Origin of the sequence: Paenibacillus sp. URB8-2 (assembly GCF_013393385.1) — a bacterium.
Classification (GTDB): domain Bacteria; phylum Bacillota; class Bacilli; order Paenibacillales; family Paenibacillaceae; genus Paenibacillus_AQ.
In genome coordinates this window covers 1,065,471-1,085,081 of the sequence record NZ_AP023239.1, presented here as the reverse complement: position 1 = coordinate 1,085,081, position 19,611 = coordinate 1,065,471, and the positions used below count along the sequence as shown (strand labels likewise).

7 protein-coding genes, 1 pseudogene and 1 riboswitch are annotated in these 19,611 nt (G+C 58.0%); all 8 genes and pseudogenes read right to left on the bottom strand.

What is annotated here, in order from left to right:
* Positions 1 to 247: 247 nt before the first annotated feature.
* The 8 genes and pseudogenes from PUR_RS05060 to PUR_RS05025 all read right to left on the bottom strand — a co-directional run bounded on the left by PUR_RS05060 (position 248) and on the right by PUR_RS05025 (position 19,519).
* Positions 248 to 4,777 carry an S-layer homology domain-containing protein gene (locus PUR_RS05060; protein WP_179034299.1) on the bottom strand — a complete coding sequence of 1,510 codons (4,530 nt, stop codon included), beginning with the start codon at positions 4,775 to 4,777 and terminating at the stop codon, positions 248 to 250.
* A gap of 166 nt (positions 4,778 to 4,943) precedes the next feature.
* A riboswitch (cobalamin riboswitch) is annotated at positions 4,944 to 5,138 on the bottom strand.
* Between the two features lie 92 nt (positions 5,139 to 5,230).
* Positions 5,231 to 8,314 carry a GAP1-N2 domain-containing protein gene (locus PUR_RS05055; protein WP_179034298.1) on the bottom strand — a complete coding sequence of 1,028 codons (3,084 nt, stop codon included), beginning with the start codon at positions 8,312 to 8,314 and terminating at the stop codon, positions 5,231 to 5,233.
* Positions 8,315 to 8,317: 3 nt separating this feature from the next.
* Positions 8,318 to 9,573 (bottom strand): annotated as a pseudogene (locus PUR_RS05050) (hypothetical protein).
* A gap of 174 nt (positions 9,574 to 9,747) precedes the next feature.
* Positions 9,748 to 10,389 (bottom strand): beta-mannanase, encoded by a 642-nt coding sequence (locus PUR_RS05045; protein WP_179034297.1) that lies wholly within the window; start codon positions 10,387 to 10,389, stop codon positions 9,748 to 9,750.
* Positions 10,390 to 10,427: 38 nt separating this feature from the next.
* A complete protein-coding gene (locus PUR_RS05040) occupies positions 10,428 to 11,702 on the bottom strand; it encodes a vWA domain-containing protein (RefSeq protein ID WP_179034296.1) in 1,275 nt (424 codons plus the stop codon).
* Between the two features lie 26 nt (positions 11,703 to 11,728).
* Positions 11,729 to 14,209 carry a transcription initiation factor TFIID gene (locus PUR_RS05035; protein ID WP_179034295.1) on the bottom strand — a complete coding sequence of 827 codons (2,481 nt, stop codon included), beginning with the start codon at positions 14,207 to 14,209 and terminating at the stop codon, positions 11,729 to 11,731.
* A 4-nt stretch (positions 14,210 to 14,213) separates the two neighbouring features.
* Entirely contained in the window at positions 14,214 to 17,603 is a 3,390-nt protein-coding gene (locus PUR_RS05030; protein ID WP_179034294.1) for a tubulin-like doman-containing protein, read from the bottom strand.
* Between the two features lie 92 nt (positions 17,604 to 17,695).
* Entirely contained in the window at positions 17,696 to 19,519 is a 1,824-nt protein-coding gene (locus PUR_RS05025; RefSeq protein WP_179034293.1) for a vWA domain-containing protein, read from the bottom strand.
* Positions 19,520 to 19,611: the final 92 nt, after the last annotated feature.

Here is a 19,611-nt window from a genome sequence, read left to right as displayed (position 1 = left end):
CCGGCGATTTAGCCCGAAACAAAGGAAAACCGGCCGATTAACCGGAGTTTTTCCAGTTCGATTAACCGTAAACATCCTTTTAGCAAAAATAAAGGGGATATTTTCCTGCTTGTATCATCGGTTTACCTGAGATCGGGCCCTTTTCTTACCCTGCGGATCGAGCAACGCTGCGGATCGAGCGCGAGGCAGCCAACTCCCTGGACAATAGCTGCGTGCTGCCGCTCAAGTACACGATCCAGGCAGAATGCTAAGGCAGTCTGACTGCCACAACGGCCGCCATCTCCCGCGTTACGGCGGCAGCCGGATCAAACGACCCGCCAAAGCCGGTCATATACCCCTTCTCCGTTACCGCGTTTACGGCGTCAATCGCGTAGCTGCCGATTGCGGCTCCATCCTTGAAGGATGTTTTGGACGAAGGCGACAGTTTGTAAGCTCTAGCGATCATTACCGCCATATCCTGACGGCTGACAGGTTGGTTCGGCTTGAACGTGGTTGCCGTTACCCCGCCGATTACGCCAAGCTCTTTCGCTTTCAGAACATATCCATAATACCATGAATCGGACTTGACGTCGTCAAATCCGGAAACGGCCGAAGCATCGGCAGGCGTATTGCCGGTTAGCCTTACAAGCAGAGCCGCGAACTGCGCCCGGGTGATCGCCGATTTCGGCGCGAACGACGGAACCGCTCCCCCTACGCCTTCCATAAGCTTCTGGTCATAGGCTTCATGCACCGAAGACAGCGCCCATGCCGAGATTTGTTTCTCGTCGGCGAATATGGCGGCGGCTGTCGCCGGGGCCGCGGCTAAGCTATACAGCTTGCCTTTTCCGTTCATATAAAGATCGTATGCCGTCAGGGCAAGCAGTGCCTGCTCGGTCGCCAGCCCGCTGCTCTCGCCATTCAGGGTATGCGCATAGCCGCCGTCGCTGCGCTTGAACGTTGCCAGATTGCCCAGCAGGCTTCCCTTCGCTTTGACAAACCGGGCATCAGCCGGTCCAATACCTGCGGAGGAAAGGGCGATGATAACCTGCGACACGCTTTCGCTGTTCTCTTCACCGGACAGCTTATAGCCGCCGTCTTCAAGCTGCTGCGCCGACAGCCAGGCCACCGCTTTATCGAGGGCTGTCTGTACACCGGTTTCCTCCTTGTGCGCGGACAGCGCGGCGACAGCCATTGCGGTAAGATCTACATTGCTCTCTCCGCCATCTGCCAGCGGGAAGCCTCCGTCCGTGTTCTGGATATCCAATATCCACTTCACCAGCTTGGCTTGGGTCCATGGCGCATTTACCGGTACGGAATAGTTCCCGCTGTCCAGCGTCAGGAGCGCAAAGATCGGTCCATTGCTGCCCTGCTTCGTCAGGCCCTCGTTATTATAGATCTTGGCGATCAGGTCATATCCCGCCGCATTTCTCGGATTCCCACCGGCTGCGGCCACTGACAGCGCCAGCCGCTCGTAATCGGTCACCTTGCGGAATTCGCCCTTGCTCTCCGAAATTTGCTTCAGCACGCTTTCCAGATAGCCTGCCGGCAATGCATTGCCGGAACGGACCAAGCCGAAGGCCTGCCAATCGCTAAGCTCGCCCGCTGACAGGATCCATTTTGCCGCTGCAGAAATATCTGCTTTCACTCCACTTCCTGCAGCCTCCCATTTACTTCGGTCAACTACAGCGTATTTGGTAAAATGGCTCACCTTGCCGGTAATGGTTCCCGTCGACAGATCCAGCACGGCCGGAACCGGAATCCATTGATCGGTCTTTTCATCCAGCCAGGCCAGCGCCAGATTTTGCGGATTGCGCGCCCCTACTGGAATTTGGATGGAGAGATCCGTAGGTTTGGCAAATTTCGTTCCGTTTGGCGTGAACTCGTACAAGCCGGATACCAGCTCAGGCCGGGATGAAGGCTGCTCCTGCACACCGATGGTAAAGGCGATACCTTCTACCGCGCCCGCTGGAATTTGCAGCTGCACCTCGCCGGCCGCATCCTTCAAGGCGGTTCCCGCCGATGTAGCGAGCTGGGCAAAGGATACGCTGTTCGCTGCCAGAGTCTTGGCCAGTTCGGCGGATTTCTCCGCCGTCATCGGAGTGCCGCTGACCGCTGTTGTCGCACCAACCTGATTCAGCGGCAGCGTATTTGCGGGAGTAATCGACACGCCGGAAGCTGCCGGATTTTCTGTGCCAGAAGCCGCGCCGGTCGATGTTTCCGACGAAGAGGACACATACTTCCACAGCACCTCGTCCCCGTCTTTAAGCACATACTTATCGGCACTGACAGACGGTTCGCTTCCATTGACAAAATATTTCCAGCCGCTCTCGGCGCCCCGGTCAAATTCGGCCAGACCGTCGATCGAGTAGACGTACACGCCTCCCGAAGTTGTCCGCGATTCTACTTTGCCGCCCAACTTGCGGAGAAGAAGACTGTACGGACTGTCCCCCGCGCTGAGAGCGACGGAGGTGCTTGGAAGAATCGTTCCTTTCACGCTGTCGCCGACAACGGAAAGGGTTGCCGTGGAAACCGCCGGCGGTGCGGAAACGGCTGTCTGCTGCATATATCGCACCACGCTTGGCGCACCACCCGCCTGATAACCGGTCACTTCGATTGCATAGCTGCCCGCCGATAGGCCGCTGAACGAAGCGATGCCCTGGTCATTCGTTGCCTCCGTCTGACCTCCGATACTTACCTTCACGCCGGAAGCGGGTGAAGTGACAGGGTCGGAGCTGTAAGTTTCGTTATTCCACACCCATTGAACTTGAGTGACTTTAATCGTAAAAGCCTGCCCCGGCTGAGGCTGTGAAGGCGAAAGCTCCAAAGAATGGACAACCTGGGTCGAGTAGCTGCCGTAATAGACAAGCACCTTGTCCGAAGCCTGAAGTTCGAAGTCGCCTATTCCGACGCTTGGATAAATCCACTTGCCCCCGCGCTGAACGACAAACGACCACCAGTTGTTCATGTCGCCGCTGATTCCGCCAATCCCGCTGATAAAGCTTCCGTATGAGGATTGTGTAATATCCAGCGCCGTATGACCGGCATCGGCCAGTCTTTGAAGAGCCTCAAGCGCAACGGACCCGCTTATGGAGCCTTCCATAATGGTTCCCTGCGGCCCTTCTACCGACAACGACACCGGCACTTCCTTCGGCAGAACCGTAACAGACCCGGTATAACGCACGACAGTCGGCGCGGCATCGTCCTGGTAGCCGGTAATTTGAAGCGCCTGTGTTCCCGGCGTCAGATCGGTTCCAAAGGACGCGACACCCTGGTCGTTCGTAGCAGCCGTTTTGCCGCCGATGGAGACGGAGACGCCTGCCGCCGGAGAGGTTACAGGATGCGAGGCGAAAGTCTCGTTGTCCCACACCCACGTTTTTTGAATAACGCTGACCTCAAACGCCTTTCCTTGCTTCGGTTGCTGCGGTGAGAAGGATACGGAATCAATCAGTTGAGTGACGCCATAGTTCCCATAATAAATGTCGAGCTTGTCGCCATCCTTAAGGACGAAATCTTTCATGCCGACATCGATGGCAACCCATTCGCCGTCTCTCTTGACCGCATACGACCACCCGGACAAGCTGCCAAAAAGCCCCGCCGGAATGCCGCCAATATCCGTTACGTAACTGCCGCTCGGATTGACAACCGAGATTCCCTTGGTCTCCGCCAGCTTGTTCAACGCGTCCAAAGCGCTGCTGCCGTACACATTGCCCTCGCCCAAAGAAGCCGTCGGTCCTTCGATGGCTACGGACACTTGGACAAGCGGGTGCACGGCCGGCGGATTCGCAATAAAATCATACAGATTACTGTCGCCGCCGCCCGTGAACAGGCTGTATGCGGCAAGCGCCTGCAGCGCCTGTTCCGTGGCAAAAGCGTCGTTGCCGCCGGACAGCAGGTGGGCAAAGCCTCCGTCTGCCGTACGGAAGCTCATCAGACGGCTGATCAGATTGCTGCCGCTCTTGGTGAAATCGGAACCGGCCGGATCGACGCCGTATGCGGTCAGGCCGATAATGGCCTGCGAGACGCTTTCGCTGCTCTCTCCATAGCCTCCGTGGGTCGTATTCTGCTGAGCGGACAGCCATAGTACCGCTTTTTGCCCGGCGGTGGCGACAGCCGGATCGCCCTTGTAAGGAGACAGAGCGGCCAAAGCCATTGCCGTAAGGTCGGGCTCACTGGAGCCTCCGCTATTGAGGGCAAATCCCCCGTCGCCATTTTGTCTGGAAAGAATGTGCTGAACCAGCTTGTCACGGGTCCATTTCGCATCGGACGGCACCGTATAGCTGCCGGAATCCAGCGCGATCAATCCGTAGACGGCGTTGTTCAGGCTTTGCCCGGTAATTCCGCCGCTGTTGTAGATAGATTCAATCAGATTATATCCTTTAATATTGGTCGGGTCTTCTCCGATCGCTTTAGCCGCTAAAGCGTACCTTGCATATTCCGTAACGGCCGAAAAGATCCCTTTCGCCTTCTCTACCGTTTGGTTAAGCGCGGCAGAGTAGGAATTCGGCACTTTGTACCCGGCTTGGGCCAAGCCGATTGCCTGCCATTCCGAGGCTACGCCTTGCTTTATAATATACTCGGCCGCGGAATAAACGGCATCGGTTACACCGATCGACTGGGAAGACGGGGTAGCCGCAGCTGCATCCGCAGCGTACCCGGCATCGGCAGCACCCGTTGTCTGCGAATCCGCAGCCTCGGCAAGCGCTTGCCCCGCCGGAGCAAACGGCGCGCCCAATAATGAAAAAATCATCAATAATGCCATTCCCAGCGCAAACATTCTGGAAGAAATCCTGTTCTTCATTCTTCAACCTCTTTCTCTCCTGAATAATGTGGGAGTCTTCCGAATAAGAAAAGACCGCCCCCGGAGGGACGGTCTTTCGGAAAAATGAGCCGGAATCCATGCTGTAAGCCATTCCCAGCATCAGCCGCACGCAAATGTCAGATGCCCTCACCCCCCGAAGGACACCGAACTTTGACTAAAAAAGGCAGGTCTCCTGGCTTATGCCTCATCGCTTCCCTCTCGCCTTCCCGCTTTACGTGAACAGTGGCATGATTTCAGAGGGTTACTCCGCATATACAGTGGCGGGACCGCGCCGGATTCCAACCGGCTTCCCTTTTAAGCAGGCTTGTAATCGGCCCGCACCTTTTTTAAGACTATATTAAATTTTGACAATCTTTATCATATCGGTTATCGCAGAGGTTGTCCATACATGGCAGGCCATTCGGCCATTAATTAAAACGGGAAAATCACACGTTATTCCGCCGGAGGACTCGCGCTTGCGGAAGGAGCCGGGGACGGGGCCGCCTGCGGATCTTCCATCAGTACCAGCGTGTAGTCTTCGGCTTTGACCGCGCTTCCGGCGGTCAGCTCCGGAGAGGAAACGAGCGTCACCTTCACCTGGTAAGGCGCAAGGCCGGAAGTTCCTGCGCCGGGTGAGGCCGGAGCCGGGGAACCCGGAGCGATTGACGCTGCATCCGGCTCTCCTGACGGCGAAGGCGCACCGGCGGGAACGTCCCCGCCGGGAGAGGCTGGCGGAACGGCCGAAGCCGCCAAAGATTCCGCGGCGGCTTCGCTCTCATCGGCGGACGCCGCTTCCGCATTGCCTATGCCGCCGCTTACGTTCCCGGCCGTTCCGGCGCTTCCGTCCACCGTTCCCGAATCGGCTGCTTCTCCGGCACCCGCCTCGACTCCGGAATCCGAAGGGCTAGCGGATACCTGAAGTTCGCAGTTATGGGTCAGGCCGTCCACTTTATATACTTCAGCCTGTCCGGTCCCGGAATCCACCTCAATCTCTGCCGGGTTAAACTCCTGGCAGGCGGCTTGGGAGGCGAAGGCGAACAGCAGCGAGCTTCCGCCCTTACCGTCGCCATGTACAAGATACGCCGCAGCTTCGAGATAACTCACGCCTGACGCAGACTGCGAAGGCGAAGGCTGCGGCGAGGCTGCCGGAACCGCTTCGTCTCCTCCTCCCTTCAGCAGACGGGTGGCAAGGACTCCCGCGATCAGCAGAACGATGAGGGCCGCGCCGAAGATCATCAGCTGAAACCGGCGGCGGCGTACCCACTGCGCCAGCGGCGAGGCCAGCTGCGACCGGGCCGCGCCATATACGCTTTGCAGCGCGGGTCCGGCCTTGGCCATATGATTTTTACGGAAATCGCGGCTCTTGAACGCTTCACGGTCATGGCCCGCAAAATATTTCAAAATCGCCCGCCGGTAGCCCGGCTGGAGCTTCTTGGAGGAAATGGCGAACAGCGGATTGTCCTGCGACCAGGCCAGAAAGCGGTACACCGCTTCCTTATCGCCATCCGCCTTCTGGCGGAGATGCTCCAGCAGCGCGTCGTACTCCAGCGGCCCTCCCTCGCGGGCACGGCTGTGGTAGAAGGCAAGCGGCAGGCGGGCAAACGGCTCCGTTCCCCGGTTCTCCTTGAGCCAGCGCCGACCCAACAGCTGCACATCGTCCATTTCCTGCGGGGACAGGCCGTCGAATATATGCTCGTCCGGGTCCTCTTCGCCGAACCAGCGGTACGCCGTGCGCAGCACATTCGCCTTCCGTCTGCTGTGCAGGTCGAGCGGCGGGTCCCATGCGCCCATTTCAAGGGAATACCGAACGAACGACAGCTCCAGCAGCTGCTCCTGCGTAATATCGTCAAGCGAAAGACGCTCCAGCAAATACCGGTCCGCCGCTGCTGCCAGCTCCTTCTGGAGCGCCAGCGCTTCGGGGCGAATGCCGGCTCTTCGCCGGCGGTCTTTCTCCGCTTGCTCAATGCAATCATGGATCGCAGCCACAGCACCCACCGGATCACGCTCGCGCTCCAGCTTCTCCGGCAAATAATCCAGCAGCGCGTCATGGACGGCCGGTTGACGGAGCGCTTCGGGCATAAAACGATCCCAGTCCGCCACGAATTCCAGCAGGTCCGCAGCGTTCGCGGCGGATGCCAGCCGGGATTCCACATAAGGCTGGAACAGAAGGCGTCCAAAGACCGGGGTCGTCAGCAGCTTGCGGAAAAAGGCGGCAGCCAGCTCCCCGCCGCTCTCGACCACTCCGAACGCCTCCTCCAGAGAGTCCCCCCGGCCCGCATTCTGCGCGTTCAGCATTCCGTTGATAAAGTAATCGACAATCCGCGTCCGGTAATTATGGCCCTTCAGCGAAAAATAATCCCGGAAGCTTTCCAGAACAGCCGGCTCCGGTATGGCTTTCTGACGGACGGCGTCGAATTCGCGGTCGAAGCGCTCCAGAAACAGGTCGTTCAGCCGGATTTTCGATTCCAGCGCCCCTTCTCCGCCAAGATAGCTCAGCAGCCCGTTCAGCACAGCACTTTTGTTCTCCCGGTATAAAGCCTCGTTCCCCTGCTCGATCCGGTAAAACACGGCCAGCTCATTATAGGCCCCCAGCGACAGCTTCCGTTCCGCAGGCTCGCCTCCCAGCATCATGTCGGCAAACACGGCAAAATCGTCCGCAGTCTCCTGCCCGCGCAGCAGCAGTTCCCAAGCGAGCTCAAGGAACGGCTGGGGCGAGGCCGGAAAATCAGCGCCCAGCGTCCGTCCTGCTGCCAGATCAAAAATAAAGTCCTTCTCGGTTGCACGGTCTCCGGGACGCAGCGAGCCTGTTTCCACGAATGTCAGGTGGATGTACTTGCGGCTTTGGGGCTCTTTCGCATAGGTGATAACGCCGAGTCTGCGCCGAAATTCGAAGGGGAGACAGCCGAGCAGCACCTCGGTCAGGTCGGCCGCCCTCGCCGACAGCTCACTCACGGGGACATTCAGGGATATATAAATTTTCTTTTTGCCGGACATCGACTGCATGATCGCCTGAAGCAGGCTTTTGAACATTTCCCTGTCAATGCCGAGCGACTTCAGAACGTCCGCCGCGCGGGGACGGTTTCGGCGCGAAGCCGGGATGCCGCTCAGCTCCGGCAGGGCTTCGCCCGGTTCTCCGCTGAAGCCTTTTGCAAAATCCGCATGCAGGTAGCCGCCGTAATCCCGAATGATTTCTTCAGCGCGAGGGGCGGGAAGAACATAGTTGTGGGTGAAAAAAGCGCTGCGCAGACCCGTGAAATCCGCAGCCTGGAAGACGCTTTGACCGAGTACAGTCTCTCCGCTTTCCAGATGGAACAGATGCAGCGCGGGCGGATACAGAGACTCGTTCTTCTCGCCTTTTGCGGCCAGCTCCGCCGGAGCGTCGTACAGGCAAAAGGGGTGCAGTATTTTTTTGACGAAATTGTTGTCCAGGCTCTCCGACTTCGCCACCGTGTCAAAGCCCTCCGTGGAGCGGTACACACCGCGCCGCTGACGCGTATACATCTGCTGGGCGACGCCGGCTTCCGAATGAATACTCACCGTTTAATCGCTCCCCTCGATGAACTTCAGCTTGTGCAGCAGCCACAGGAACGGCTCATCCACCCGAACGGGGCTGACGACGCCCTCGATTTTTTGATCGACAGGATTGCTGCCAAGCGCCGAAACCGCGAAGTAGGCGGTATTGGAGAAATATACATCCATCGTATCCTTGAACGGACGGTCCACCTTCTCGATAAAACGGCTGATCTCCCCGTCGATATTGCCGACCTCGTCCAGATTCAGCGTCCCGCGGTGAACGTAGTTGTTGAATACATTGCTGTTCGTCTTGATGTAATCTCCGTCCTCGTCCTTCAGCGAGTGGAGCATGTCGCTTTTGGCCAGCACGACGGCGGTCGGGATATCCGTTCGGCTCTTCTCCTGATAGGCGATGAAATCGCCGAACAGCGTCAGCACCACGTCACGCGGCTCATCGTACTGCGACACCCATTCGCCGGGGCGGTCGCCGATATTGATGCGGATTTTCTCGCGGATGGAGCGGATTTGCAGCGGATCGACCATGAACAGGATGCCCGCCGAATTTTTGATATGCTGGCCGTGCAGCCCGAGGTAGTCCTGATCGACCATGCCCTCGCCCGCAACATCGAAGAAGACGAGTGTCAGCGGCGGCTTCTCCTCATTTTTGAATACGAATTGAAAAATAAACGGCTCCTGCATCTTCTCCTTCTGGGTCGAAGACAGCAGATCGCCGCGCTCGAACAGCGGGTCCTCGTACAGCGTGCGGAATTTCCGGCTGATTTCGGCGTTCAGCGGCATACAGGCGGCGTCGAAATGGCCGGCGGTCGTATGCTGGAGCGTGTGGATGAGCGAGGTCATGTAGACCGATTTGCCGACCTGGGAAGCGCCGATAATGGAGATGATATTACTCGGCACCTTGCCCGCCGTTACCGGCAGCTCATTGTGGCAGTAAGGGCACAGCCGTCTGCGCGTAAGCACCCCGTAGCGGTCGGTAAGGCCGGTCAGCACATGATCCGTGTAATGATGATGCTCCTCCGGAATGTCGGACGGCTGAATAATCGCTTCGAGATCGTCCACCGAGTCGAGCCCGAACTGCTCGCGGTATTTATTGAGCTCGTCATCTTCGCCGAGCGCGTAATCTTCGTCGTCCTCCCGGCTGTGCATGGCCCGAAAGGCCACTTCCGAAGGGGCGAATTTGCTGAAGCAGTACGGGCATACGATATCGTAAAAAGCGGCCGCGGCTGCGGCTGGTTTTTCTTCAAAAAGCGGCTGAAAAAAGACATAGGTTCACCCTCCTAAGAAGAAACGCGTGTCGGCGTCTAGTCAAGACGCAGGTGCGTTTCTCGTAAAAATATAAACATCCGGCGTTGCCCACAGCCATGCGATTTCATGCCAACCTTTCGCCTGTGTGCATCACAGAGCCGTCATGGACGTACCGCCGCCGCAGGCACCCTGTTTCATTCCGGCACCAGTTCGTAATAGCGGCCATACTTCGGCCCGTCGGTAAAAAAGATGCGAATGCGATCGTCCTTGCCGATCTCGATCGGCGGAAGGGCGTTGCGTCCTGGCGCGAAATCCTGCACAAACGGAAAGAGGATGCCATCCTCTTTCGCTGCCGGATAACCGCCGTGCTTTTTGACATAGCACAGCACATCTCTGCCGACGGGAACTTCTGCCGTAATCGTCATATGTACGGTTTGTTCCTTGCGGAACAAGCCCCGCTTGGTGTTAATCGCGTAATAGATCAGCGCCTTGCCCGCACTGACGGAAGCCCGGTTGAAGCCGTCCCGCTGCCGGACCAGCAGTGTCTCACCGTTCTCCGTCAGACGGGCGAACACGGTGTAGACCACCGGACCGATGTCTTCCAGCCGGTCATGATAACCGCCGTTCGCCTTGTATTCTTCACGCGTGTACAGCTTCAAACCGCCGGGCGGATGGCTGCCATCCTCCGGATAAGTGCCGACCTCGGGGCCCTTGTGGACATAGACGGCCTGCAGGCCGTCCGGCCAACGCCAACGGAGTGTGCATAGCCGGTCTTCCACGCGTGAGGTCATATCCGTGATAACCGGCAAGTCCGGTGAAAGCTCGATGTACCTCATCGCCGCACAGCCCCTTTCCTAGTATCTTTGCCTTGCTGCTAAAAGCCTTTGCTGCTCCGGTTCCTGCGTGGCGAGTAGCCCTGCGACGGACGCGCGGACGGCTGCTCTGCTCCGCGTCCGCGGCGTGTCAGCCGTCCTTCCCCCACCGGAACGACCGCGGTGAACAGCGCGATCACGCCCGCCAGCAGCAGCACGGCAAGCAGCCGCACCATCGCATTCAGGAAGACGTGTCCGCCGAGGCCGAATTCCAGCGTCAAGCCGGCCATGAAGCCGGACACGATGCCGCCCAGGCCGAAGCTTTTGGCCAGATGGCGGTTGTCAAAGACAATGCCGAGCCCGAGCCCGAGCGCGGCCCCGATCAATACGAGCGACAGAATGCGCAGGGTCGCGTAATAAGGACTGTGCTGCGTGTTATCTGTCCGCTCCGTAAGCAGCGTCCGGTCGCCGAGACGGTCGTAAATCTGGCGGAAGATGTCGGCCAGACGATTCGCATCGGCCACATCGTAATATTGCCCGCCGGTTGTCCCGGCGATGTCCCTAAGCAGATCCGGGCCTGAAGGGTCGTTGATGCTGAGTCCGATCGTGTTGACTGCGATGCCTCGGTCCACGTACTCTTGGAGTTCCGCCCTGGTATCAAGCTGGCTTACCCCGTCCGACAGCAGAATAACCATCGCTCCACGGCCGGCGGCATTGTCGCCGTTAATGACGTTCAGCGCCTCCGTCAGCGCTTCTCTGAGATTCGTTCCGCCCTGCGTCGTCTGCAGAGTTTGAATCGCCGCCGTCACCTGCTCCCGGTTCTCTGCCTTCGAAAGCGAAGTCAAAGGCTGAACGACCGACGCCACGTCGCTGAACGTCAGCACCGCGACCTTGTTATCGCCGTCCATCCGCGTCACAAGGTCCCGCGCTGCCGAGTAGCGGCTGTTGCCGGGGTCGCTCTGCTGCATGCTGCCGGAGTCGTCGATGACCATCACGATATCCTTGACCGGCTTCAGGCCGCCGAAATTGAGTTCATATACGAACTCCATCAATACCCCAACACCCAGCAGCATGGCGACGGTCAGCGGGAGTAGTTTCCACGACAAGCCAAGATACCGCCGACGCCACGACCAGCCATTCAGCCGGGGGGAAATCATCTCCGCCAGCAGACAGCCGAGTCCTACACCGAGCGCCACAATGGCAAAATAAAGGCCGACGACCAAAATGGACGGCCAGTCTCCAAGCAGGCGGCCCATCAGCAGCTCGCCGATAACAAAAGCGACCGCTCCGCCGATCAAACTAAACAAGAGAAGAAGCAGATTCAATTTGCGCTGCATTGATTCATCATCCTTTCGGAAAGCCTCTAGCGCAGAGCGGGAAGCGACTCTTCATCCACGCCGTGCAGCTCGTAACCGTTCTTCAAATAAGTCTCGTAATAGATCCTGCCATTGCGGTAGTAGAGCAGGTCCTCCAGATGGAAGCCGCCCATCAGATTCAGCTTCTCCACGCCGCTTCGACGCCGCTCATGCACAAAGCCCAGCCGGTAGATGCGCGTCGTCTCGTCGGCGGAAAGCGCGTAGCGCAAAAATTCCGAGCCGCTGTCGCCGAAGAAATATTTTTCCTCATGCCGGTGTTCCTGCGTGTACTCGAAGAGACGGACGTTGATGGCCGCTTCCTCTTCCAGTGTGCGGTACAGCCGCCGGAACAGCTCTTCTTTCGATAATACCTCCCGGTTGTCGTACGCCGCCGCGACATTTGCCCGCCGCAGAAGCTCCTCTTCGAAAGAAAGGGCAAAAGGCTCCGCCGTCAGAATCTCCCGCCCGCACACCTCGATCAGCCGTTCCAGCAGCACCTCGATGCCCCGGTCCAGCAGACCCGGCAGACTTCCCATATACCGCTCGCCCAGCAGGGCTCCGGGCCCGCGCCGGGCCTTAATCTCGTCGATTACTTCATCCGTTACGGCGCGGTAATACTCCATAATGTTCCGGCCAATATCACTTTCGGCCCGGCCGATGCTGTCCAGCGCCGCCGCTTTAAGCTCCTCCTCCAGCCGTTCCATCGCCTTCACCCGCTTGACGCTTGCCGAATGAAGCGACTCCAGCCCGGCTTCAAGGCGGGCGCACAGCGCAAGCTCGCTCTCCAGCAGCAGCAATTCATACTTTGCGCCGTAGCCTTCGGCGAACAAATAATGGATGAAGTTCCGCACCGTCCGCTTATCCATAAGCGGCACCCTTGAGAAGGGCTGTCGGTCCACACTATCCCCGTACAACAGCTCCAGCTCTTCCCGCGATGAGGCAATCGCGGCTCGGAGGCCGGCCATGTGCTGGCGGAGCCCATGAAGTACACTGCCGGCATCGTCCCGGTCGGCGGTCCATTCCGCCAGCTGGAAGAACGTGATTTCCGGACTAGCCCCGTCCGGAGCGGAGAGCAGCGGCGTCCATTCCCGCAGAGGATCGGCGGCTTCCAGCCGCTTCGCCGCGGGCGAGGCGAAGTTGCTGCGGAAGTAAGCCTCGCCCCCGCTGCCAAACAGCAGTTCCTCCGCTTCGCGGAGAGACAGCCGTTTGAGCTCATGGTAGGAGGGACGTCCAAGGCTCATCAGGCCTGTCATTTCGAGAATGCCCTCCTTGTCCGGAAGCAGCCGCCGGGCACGTTCCCGCAGACTGTCAGGGCTTAAGCCCAACAGCTCCAGCCGTTCACGCGGGCTGAGACGGCTGGAGCCGGACATCTCCTCCCTGATCCGCCGGAACGTATGGTACAGCACCGCCAGCGCGATCTGCCGGTTCGGCCGTTTGACGCCGGAGAAGCCGGCGGAAGCGTATCCCTGCCGGCCCGTGCTGCCCCTTATCCCGCTTTTGAACGCCATATTGTTGTAGCTGACCTGCTCCTGGCCGATGCCGCCGGAGGGCCGCATCACATTCTTCAACAGGCTGATGTGGGAAATAATCTCGTAATTGTCGTCCATTCCACCTGCCGGAGACGTGCCGCGCTCATTCTTGTCCGACAGGACGTAGACTAGGTCGAACAGCGGCGACGGGCCGTGGCTGACCGGAATGGACAGTCCATCCTCCGTAACGAGCAGCGGAGCGGTGAATTCGTAATCCGGCGACTGCATCCCTTCCAGTTCGCGCAGGAAGGCCATTCCCACTGAGCTCGAGAGGCCGAAGCTCTCGGCCTGGTCCCGCTCGCTGATCAGCGCGAACAGGTCGGTCTGCACCGATTTGAAGGACTGGCCGAGCACGGCGCGGGTCAGCAGTGTGATTTCCGGCAGCAGCACATTAAGCGGGTCGTCGACCCGCGTAATGATCGAGAGATGGATAACGTCGAAGGATGAGTACAGCCTGCCGTAATCCGCTATGCCGCCCGTCATGCGCCGCAGTGCGGTGTTCATCTCTGCAAGATAGCGTTGTTCCCCCTGAAATTCACGGAACAAGTCCCGGCGGACGGTGCGGGGATCGCGGCCTGTAAGCCGGGGAAGAATCAACGTTCTCAAATGGCCCGACGGCCAGTCGGACAAGACGGGCGCCGAAGCCCCGCTCCGAGCGGAAATGCCGGGAGCGGGGCTCACAGATGCGAAGCCGCCGGACGACGATTCCTCCTTCGGGACGGCGGATTGCTCCGCCTTCCAGCCTTCGGGAACAGCGTGCATCGCCATAACGCCGCCGGCATTGTCCCATTTGCGGCGGCAGCTGTCCAGCACGGGCCCGATGGCAGGCGCCGTCTTCTCACCTACGAACAGAAACAGGGCGGGGTAATGGATACTGCTGCGCCCGTCCCCCTGATCCTGCAGCCGGTCCTCCCGGGCGGCGTATTCCGCCGCATAACGCATTGCCAGCGATTTGATCATAGGCTTATTTCAACTTTCTGCGGATGCTGCCAAGCTTTCCGGTCATGCCTTTGTAGAAAGCGTACATTTCGTCGCCGTCGGCATGCTCCACCCGCTCGTATTCCAAGCTGTCCCGCGCTTCTAGGAAGGTTACATACAGGTTCTCCAGCTTGTAGAGCAGCGGGGACACATCCTCGGCCGCGGTCATTTCCGCAGCGCGCCGCGCCGCCTTGCGCAGCAGAACGCTGCGGCTCTTCTCGTCCAGCGCCCGGAAATGGCGGTAGACCGCGAATTCCACATAGCTGCGTTCCTTCATCAGGTTGGCGAACGGCTCCCAACCATCCTCTTCCTCGTCTTTATCGTACACGAACAGCGCGCCCTTCTTCACGATGGTATCGGAGTACAGGGCCTCCAGGAACTGGTCCATCCATTTTTCCTCGTCCAGGTACCGGCGGAGCACTGCGTTCAGTTCCTCCGATTTGACCGCGAGCGCTTCGTACTTCGCCAGCTCCTCGCGCACCCTTGCGGTAAGCTGCGGCGAACGGATCAGATTCTCCTGGGCCAGCTCCCGGTTAATGCTTCCGAATATATCCTTCACGCCTTCGCGTTCCAGCCCGTTCTCCCGCAGCCTTCCGAGCTCGTCGGCAGCTTTCTTCACTTCGCCCAGATTCGGTCGCGGCGATTCCAATTGAAGATCGTATCCGCGCAGGAACGCGTCGATGTCGAACGGTTTCGAGAACACGACCGAATAGCGGCTGCTCGTGTTTTCGTCCAGGCCTTTTTCGGCAATGACTCCGGCTTCCAGCGCTTTGGAGAAATCTCCGCGCACTCTTGCGTTATACTCGCGCACCCGTGCGTTGCTGTAGGTGTCGCCCCAGGACTGCTCCGGAATCGGCGACGGCAGATAGGTCCAGTTGTTCTTGTCGGTCTGCACCAGATGGCGTCCGATGCCTTCCTTATCGAGAATGGTCCGCTCATAGTTTTCTTCATACACCCGCAGCGGCGTATAGACGAACAGCGGCACTCCGTTGCGCGTATTCAGCCAGAAAATCCGGTTCTTGACTTCACTCTCCTTGACCGTGAACTGCGATTTGCCGAGTGCGTTATCCTGATAATTGCGGATGCCCTTCAGGATACCCGGCGCCTTTACCGGCACCGACACAAAGCCCCACGATGGAAAGTGCAGGCTGCCCGAGCTGTTGCTGAGGTGGAAGACCGGAACGGCTTCCTCATCGAGCTTCCCGGCGATCGTACGTTCCACGAGCTTGTCGAGCGGCTCCTCGCTGCCGTATTTCATCACGAGGAAATCCTCCATCGACCGGGTGATGAGATCACCGAACTTGTCGCTGAGGAACTCGGAAATGGAGCGGACGATGTCGATCTCCTGCTCTCTGACCCAGCGGCTGGAATTCCGCAGCATTTCCCGGGAAAAGTCGCGGATCAGATCGTCGCCGTCTTTTTGATCCATAATCTTCGAGATCGTCTGCGAAATGTCCGGCACGCTTACGATATTCCAGTAATACGTCTTGTTGCCCTTGTGGTCCGTCTGTTCTTCGCCGCTCGTGAGAATATCCCCGTTCTTGGAGAAGATCGAACTCAGCGCGTTCAAAATCTCCGTAAACACGCCGTAAATCCGGCTGTTCTCCTCATTCAGCAGCTCGAACAGGTCTTCATAGAACTCGATCATGCGCTCGGTGCGCTCCGTATCGGCATGCAGCCAATATTCGTTGATCTTCGCGTCGATATAGGCGTTCTTCTTCTTTTCCTTCGAGACAAAAGCGCTCCGCGCATCGCCCAGTTTGTCCTCCGCCGACTCCCGGGCCGTCTCGATATCGCGCGGCAGACGCAGCAGATTCTCGCGCAGCGCTTCAATGTAGGATTGGATCAGCTTCAGGATGCAGAAGCCTTTTTCCGTATAGATCAGCCGCGACACATAGAACGGCCCCTGCTCGGGATGCAGGAACGTCCGCTCCATTTCCTCGCCGAACCGTCCGACAATTTCGCCGGGAAGCTGCTTTCTCACCTTGATATACTCTTCTCTTGCCCGCGACAGGAAGTTCTGCTCAAGCTCGGTATCCATGTCGACGACCTGATGCTTGATGACGTTGGAATGGCTCAGGCGCTCGCTGTTCTCATAGCCGGGCAGCGGCTCCGGCACGCGGGCTTCAAAAGACTTAATCATGCTCTCCAGATCGATTCCAAGCTTGCGGGCAAGCTTATCGATATCCTCCTGGCCCGGGGCCTGGTGGAACATTTTATCCATTTTATCAAACAGGCGGTAAGCAAGGTAAGTCGTCATTTCTTCAATCGGCAGGACTGCTGAAGACGCACCGATAATGTTGTATTCGTAGTTGGCGGGATAGCTCTTGTGCATCTGCGCGATGTTCGTGCGGATGTTGCTGATATAGTCGTGGATGGCGAACTCCTCGCCCGACTGCTTCTCCTCGCTGGCCATAAAGTTCGTAATGTTCTCCGCCGTCACGTTCATGCAGTAATCGTAGGCATTCTCCAGCAGCTTGCCCTCCGTGTTCGTCGCCGAAATGAGATGGCACAGATTGAACGGAGGAAGCGGCGAATTGACGGTCAAAATATTGCCGTACTGCTGGCGGAACCGCTCGCCCCGGCTGTCCACGTTCATCCAGTAGTCCAGCTCCTTGAGCGCCGCGTATCCGTTCTTGCGGATGTATTCGCGGGTATGCTCGCTGAGGCTCTTGTTCGACAGGTTCACGTCCGGCGTGAACAGATACCCGAGTGTATTGACGCGGTCGATTCCGGCGGAGCCGTAATCACGCTCGATGATGCCGCGGACGATGTAGGCGATGTCCAGAAAAGCGCCGCTGCCCGTCCCACCGGACAGACCCGTTAGCAGGAAGACCATCAGCTTTTTGTTCGTGCCGACCGACAAAGTCTTGATCTTCTTGTCTATCGCTCCTACGACCTGATTAATCTTCGTGAACAGAAGCAGCCGTCCCGCTTGGCGCACCCCGGCGGCGCCGTTCATGCCGTCCGTAATGCTGAGCTCGGGCGACAGCCATTCCGTAATGTAGGGATCAAGAATGCTCCGGTTCTGCAGCAGCCCGCCGATTTCAGCGTTGGCCAGCAGCACGAACTCGTTCTGCGGGTCGAGGCCGATGCCTTTGTACTTCTTGCCGCGGTCCTGTTCGTTCGTCTCGAAAGCGAGGAACTCCACGTTGTCCGGCTTATCCCGCTTTTTCTTGGAAATCGGGTCCTCCGGCAGCTTAAAGCGGCGGTTGATCTGGTATTTCAGGCGGAGCAGAGCGTCGATGCCCGTACCGCCGAGACCGATTATAAGAATCGGATTGTCGATCGTGTCGACTCTGATTTTGTCGCTGACGATGCCTCCGCCAAGCGAAACGTCCAGCTGCTGAATATGTTCTCTTACGACCGGTTTCATGTTTATCCCCCTAAAAGTTTTACGATGATATACTTCCTCGCATATACTTCAGTAAAACTCGCTTCGAAAGCATACGCTAAGTTTTACGGATTTTATACCAAATACTCCAGCATAATCGTCTTGTCCACGCTTCTGAGCGGAACCGAGACCCGTTCTCCGCTCTTCAGCTCCAGTCCCCGGGAGGCGTCGACCGCACGGCCCGATTTCTCGACCGCGATCCCGTCGCCGCCGCGAAGCTGCAGCCGGTCATTGCTTCCCGGCGTGAAGACCAGCTTCTCGCTTTCCTTAAGCTCAGGGGCAAGCTGCAGCAGCTGGTGCAGGTTGAATTTACCTCTGAATCCCGTCAGCTTCTTGTACTGCGGATACGTCTTCTCGCCAGTATTTCCGTCAATCACCTCGATCACGAGCTGGCCGACAAAACCGCGGCTCGCTTTCTTCCACAGCATCCAGATGACGAAGGCGGCGGCCAGAACCAGCAGGATTCCGGAAATAACCAGAATCAGCGTCCATGACATGCCTCCGTCCTGAGCCTCATTCCCGCTTCCTGCCGCTGCGGGGGCCTGAGTAGCGGAACCGCCCGCGTTTATCTGCACGGTGTTGCTCTCGCGGTAGAAGCTGCTCTCTTCGGCCCGGACTTTCAATTCGTAGTTATGGCTGTCCTTTACCTCGAAGCTGCCCTTGAACTCGCCGCTGGAATTATCCAGCGGGAGCTCTGCGGTCTTTCCGGTATCAAGATCCGTCGCTAGCAGCACGGCCTTCATGTTCCTGTACAGCTCCGCTTCGTTCACCTGCGTGCCGCCCGTGAACAGGCGGGCGGAGATGCCGATCTTGTCGCCCTTCTTGTAAGTCTTGGACGCCGGAGCTTCCATTTTAAGCTCAAGGTCATAGTTGAAAATCAGATTGATGTCGATTTTATCCTTCGGAACGCCCTTGATTTGAAGCTTCCAGTCTCCTTCCTTCGGGGACAGGAGCTTCAGCAGACTATACGTCGATGACTTGGACAGCAGCACATTATTCGAAGGAATCGCCACGCTCGCCCCCGACGGGTCAGTCAGCTTCGCCGTTACCGGCTTCGAGGAAATGATGGAAATGTTGGCTTCCAGCACGCTGGCGTTCGGAACGTTCACCGTAACCTCCTGATAGCTGCCGCTCGCCGTAATCGACTGCACAGGAACAACCTTAAGCTTCAAATGGTCGGCAAAAATCTCACTCAAAATCTCGGGTAAATCGTCTGCGGTATCGGTTGCGAACGCCTTGCCGCCCGTCTGGTCGGACAGCTTGGCGAGACTTGCTTTGTTCAGTTTGCCGTCCGCATTCAGACCGATTGTGTAAATCGGATATCCTTTCTTCTTGGCGGTTTCTACCGCCGCGCTCAGCATCTTGTCCGACTCGCTCTGCTTCCGGCCGGAAGCTTCGTTCAGATCGTTGTTGCCGTCGGCAAGCAGCACGATCATAGGCTCATGGGAAGGGTCGCTGCCGTTCTGCAGCACCTTGATCGCTTCATCGACGCCGACGGCGATATCCGTGTAGGCGCCTTTATCCAGGCCACCGATAAAATCCTTCAAATCCTGCTTGTCTGAGGCTGAGTTAATCGTCAGCAGCGCCTTCTCCCGCTGCACCTCATCGGTATAGGCGACGACGCCAACCTTGTCTCCCTTCGCGGACAGCATATCTATGAACATCTTCATCGCCTCGCCGGCGATGTTGTTTTTATCGCTTGTCTTCATGGAATTGCTGACATCGAGCACCAGAACGGCATCGATTTGCGACGAGGCTCCAGAGGAAGAAGACGGAGCCGCGAGTACCGGAAACGCCGCAAACGGTCCGGCCGCAAGGCAGAGCGTCAGCAGCAGCGCAGGAAGAAACCGAGCAAAAAAAGACAAAACCCTTCTATTTCGAACATCTTTACGAAGCATGACTATAACTCCTCTTATAATTTGATAGGGCGGCGGCAAAGACGGATAAAGGCAGCTAAATTCTGTAAATAGCCTGCCATTATGATATAATT

Excerpts from the sequence above, each read along its gene's own strand:
- PUR_RS05060 (WP_179034299.1), bottom strand. The coding sequence starts at position 4,777 with ATGAAGAACAGGATTTCTTCCAGAATGTTTGCGCTGGGAATGGCATTA.
- PUR_RS05035 (WP_179034295.1), bottom strand. The coding sequence starts at position 14,209 with ATGATCAAATCGCTGGCAATGCGTTATGCGGCGGAATACGCCGCCCGG.
- PUR_RS05040 (WP_179034296.1), bottom strand. The coding sequence starts at position 11,702 with ATGCAGCGCAAATTGAATCTGCTTCTTCTCTTGTTTAGTTTGATCGGC.
- PUR_RS05045 (WP_179034297.1), bottom strand. The coding sequence starts at position 10,389 with ATGAGGTACATCGAGCTTTCACCGGACTTGCCGGTTATCACGGATATG.
- PUR_RS05030 (WP_179034294.1), bottom strand. The coding sequence starts at position 17,603 with ATGAAACCGGTCGTAAGAGAACATATTCAGCAGCTGGACGTTTCGCTT.
- PUR_RS05025 (WP_179034293.1), bottom strand. The coding sequence starts at position 19,519 with ATGCTTCGTAAAGATGTTCGAAATAGAAGGGTTTTGTCTTTTTTTGCT.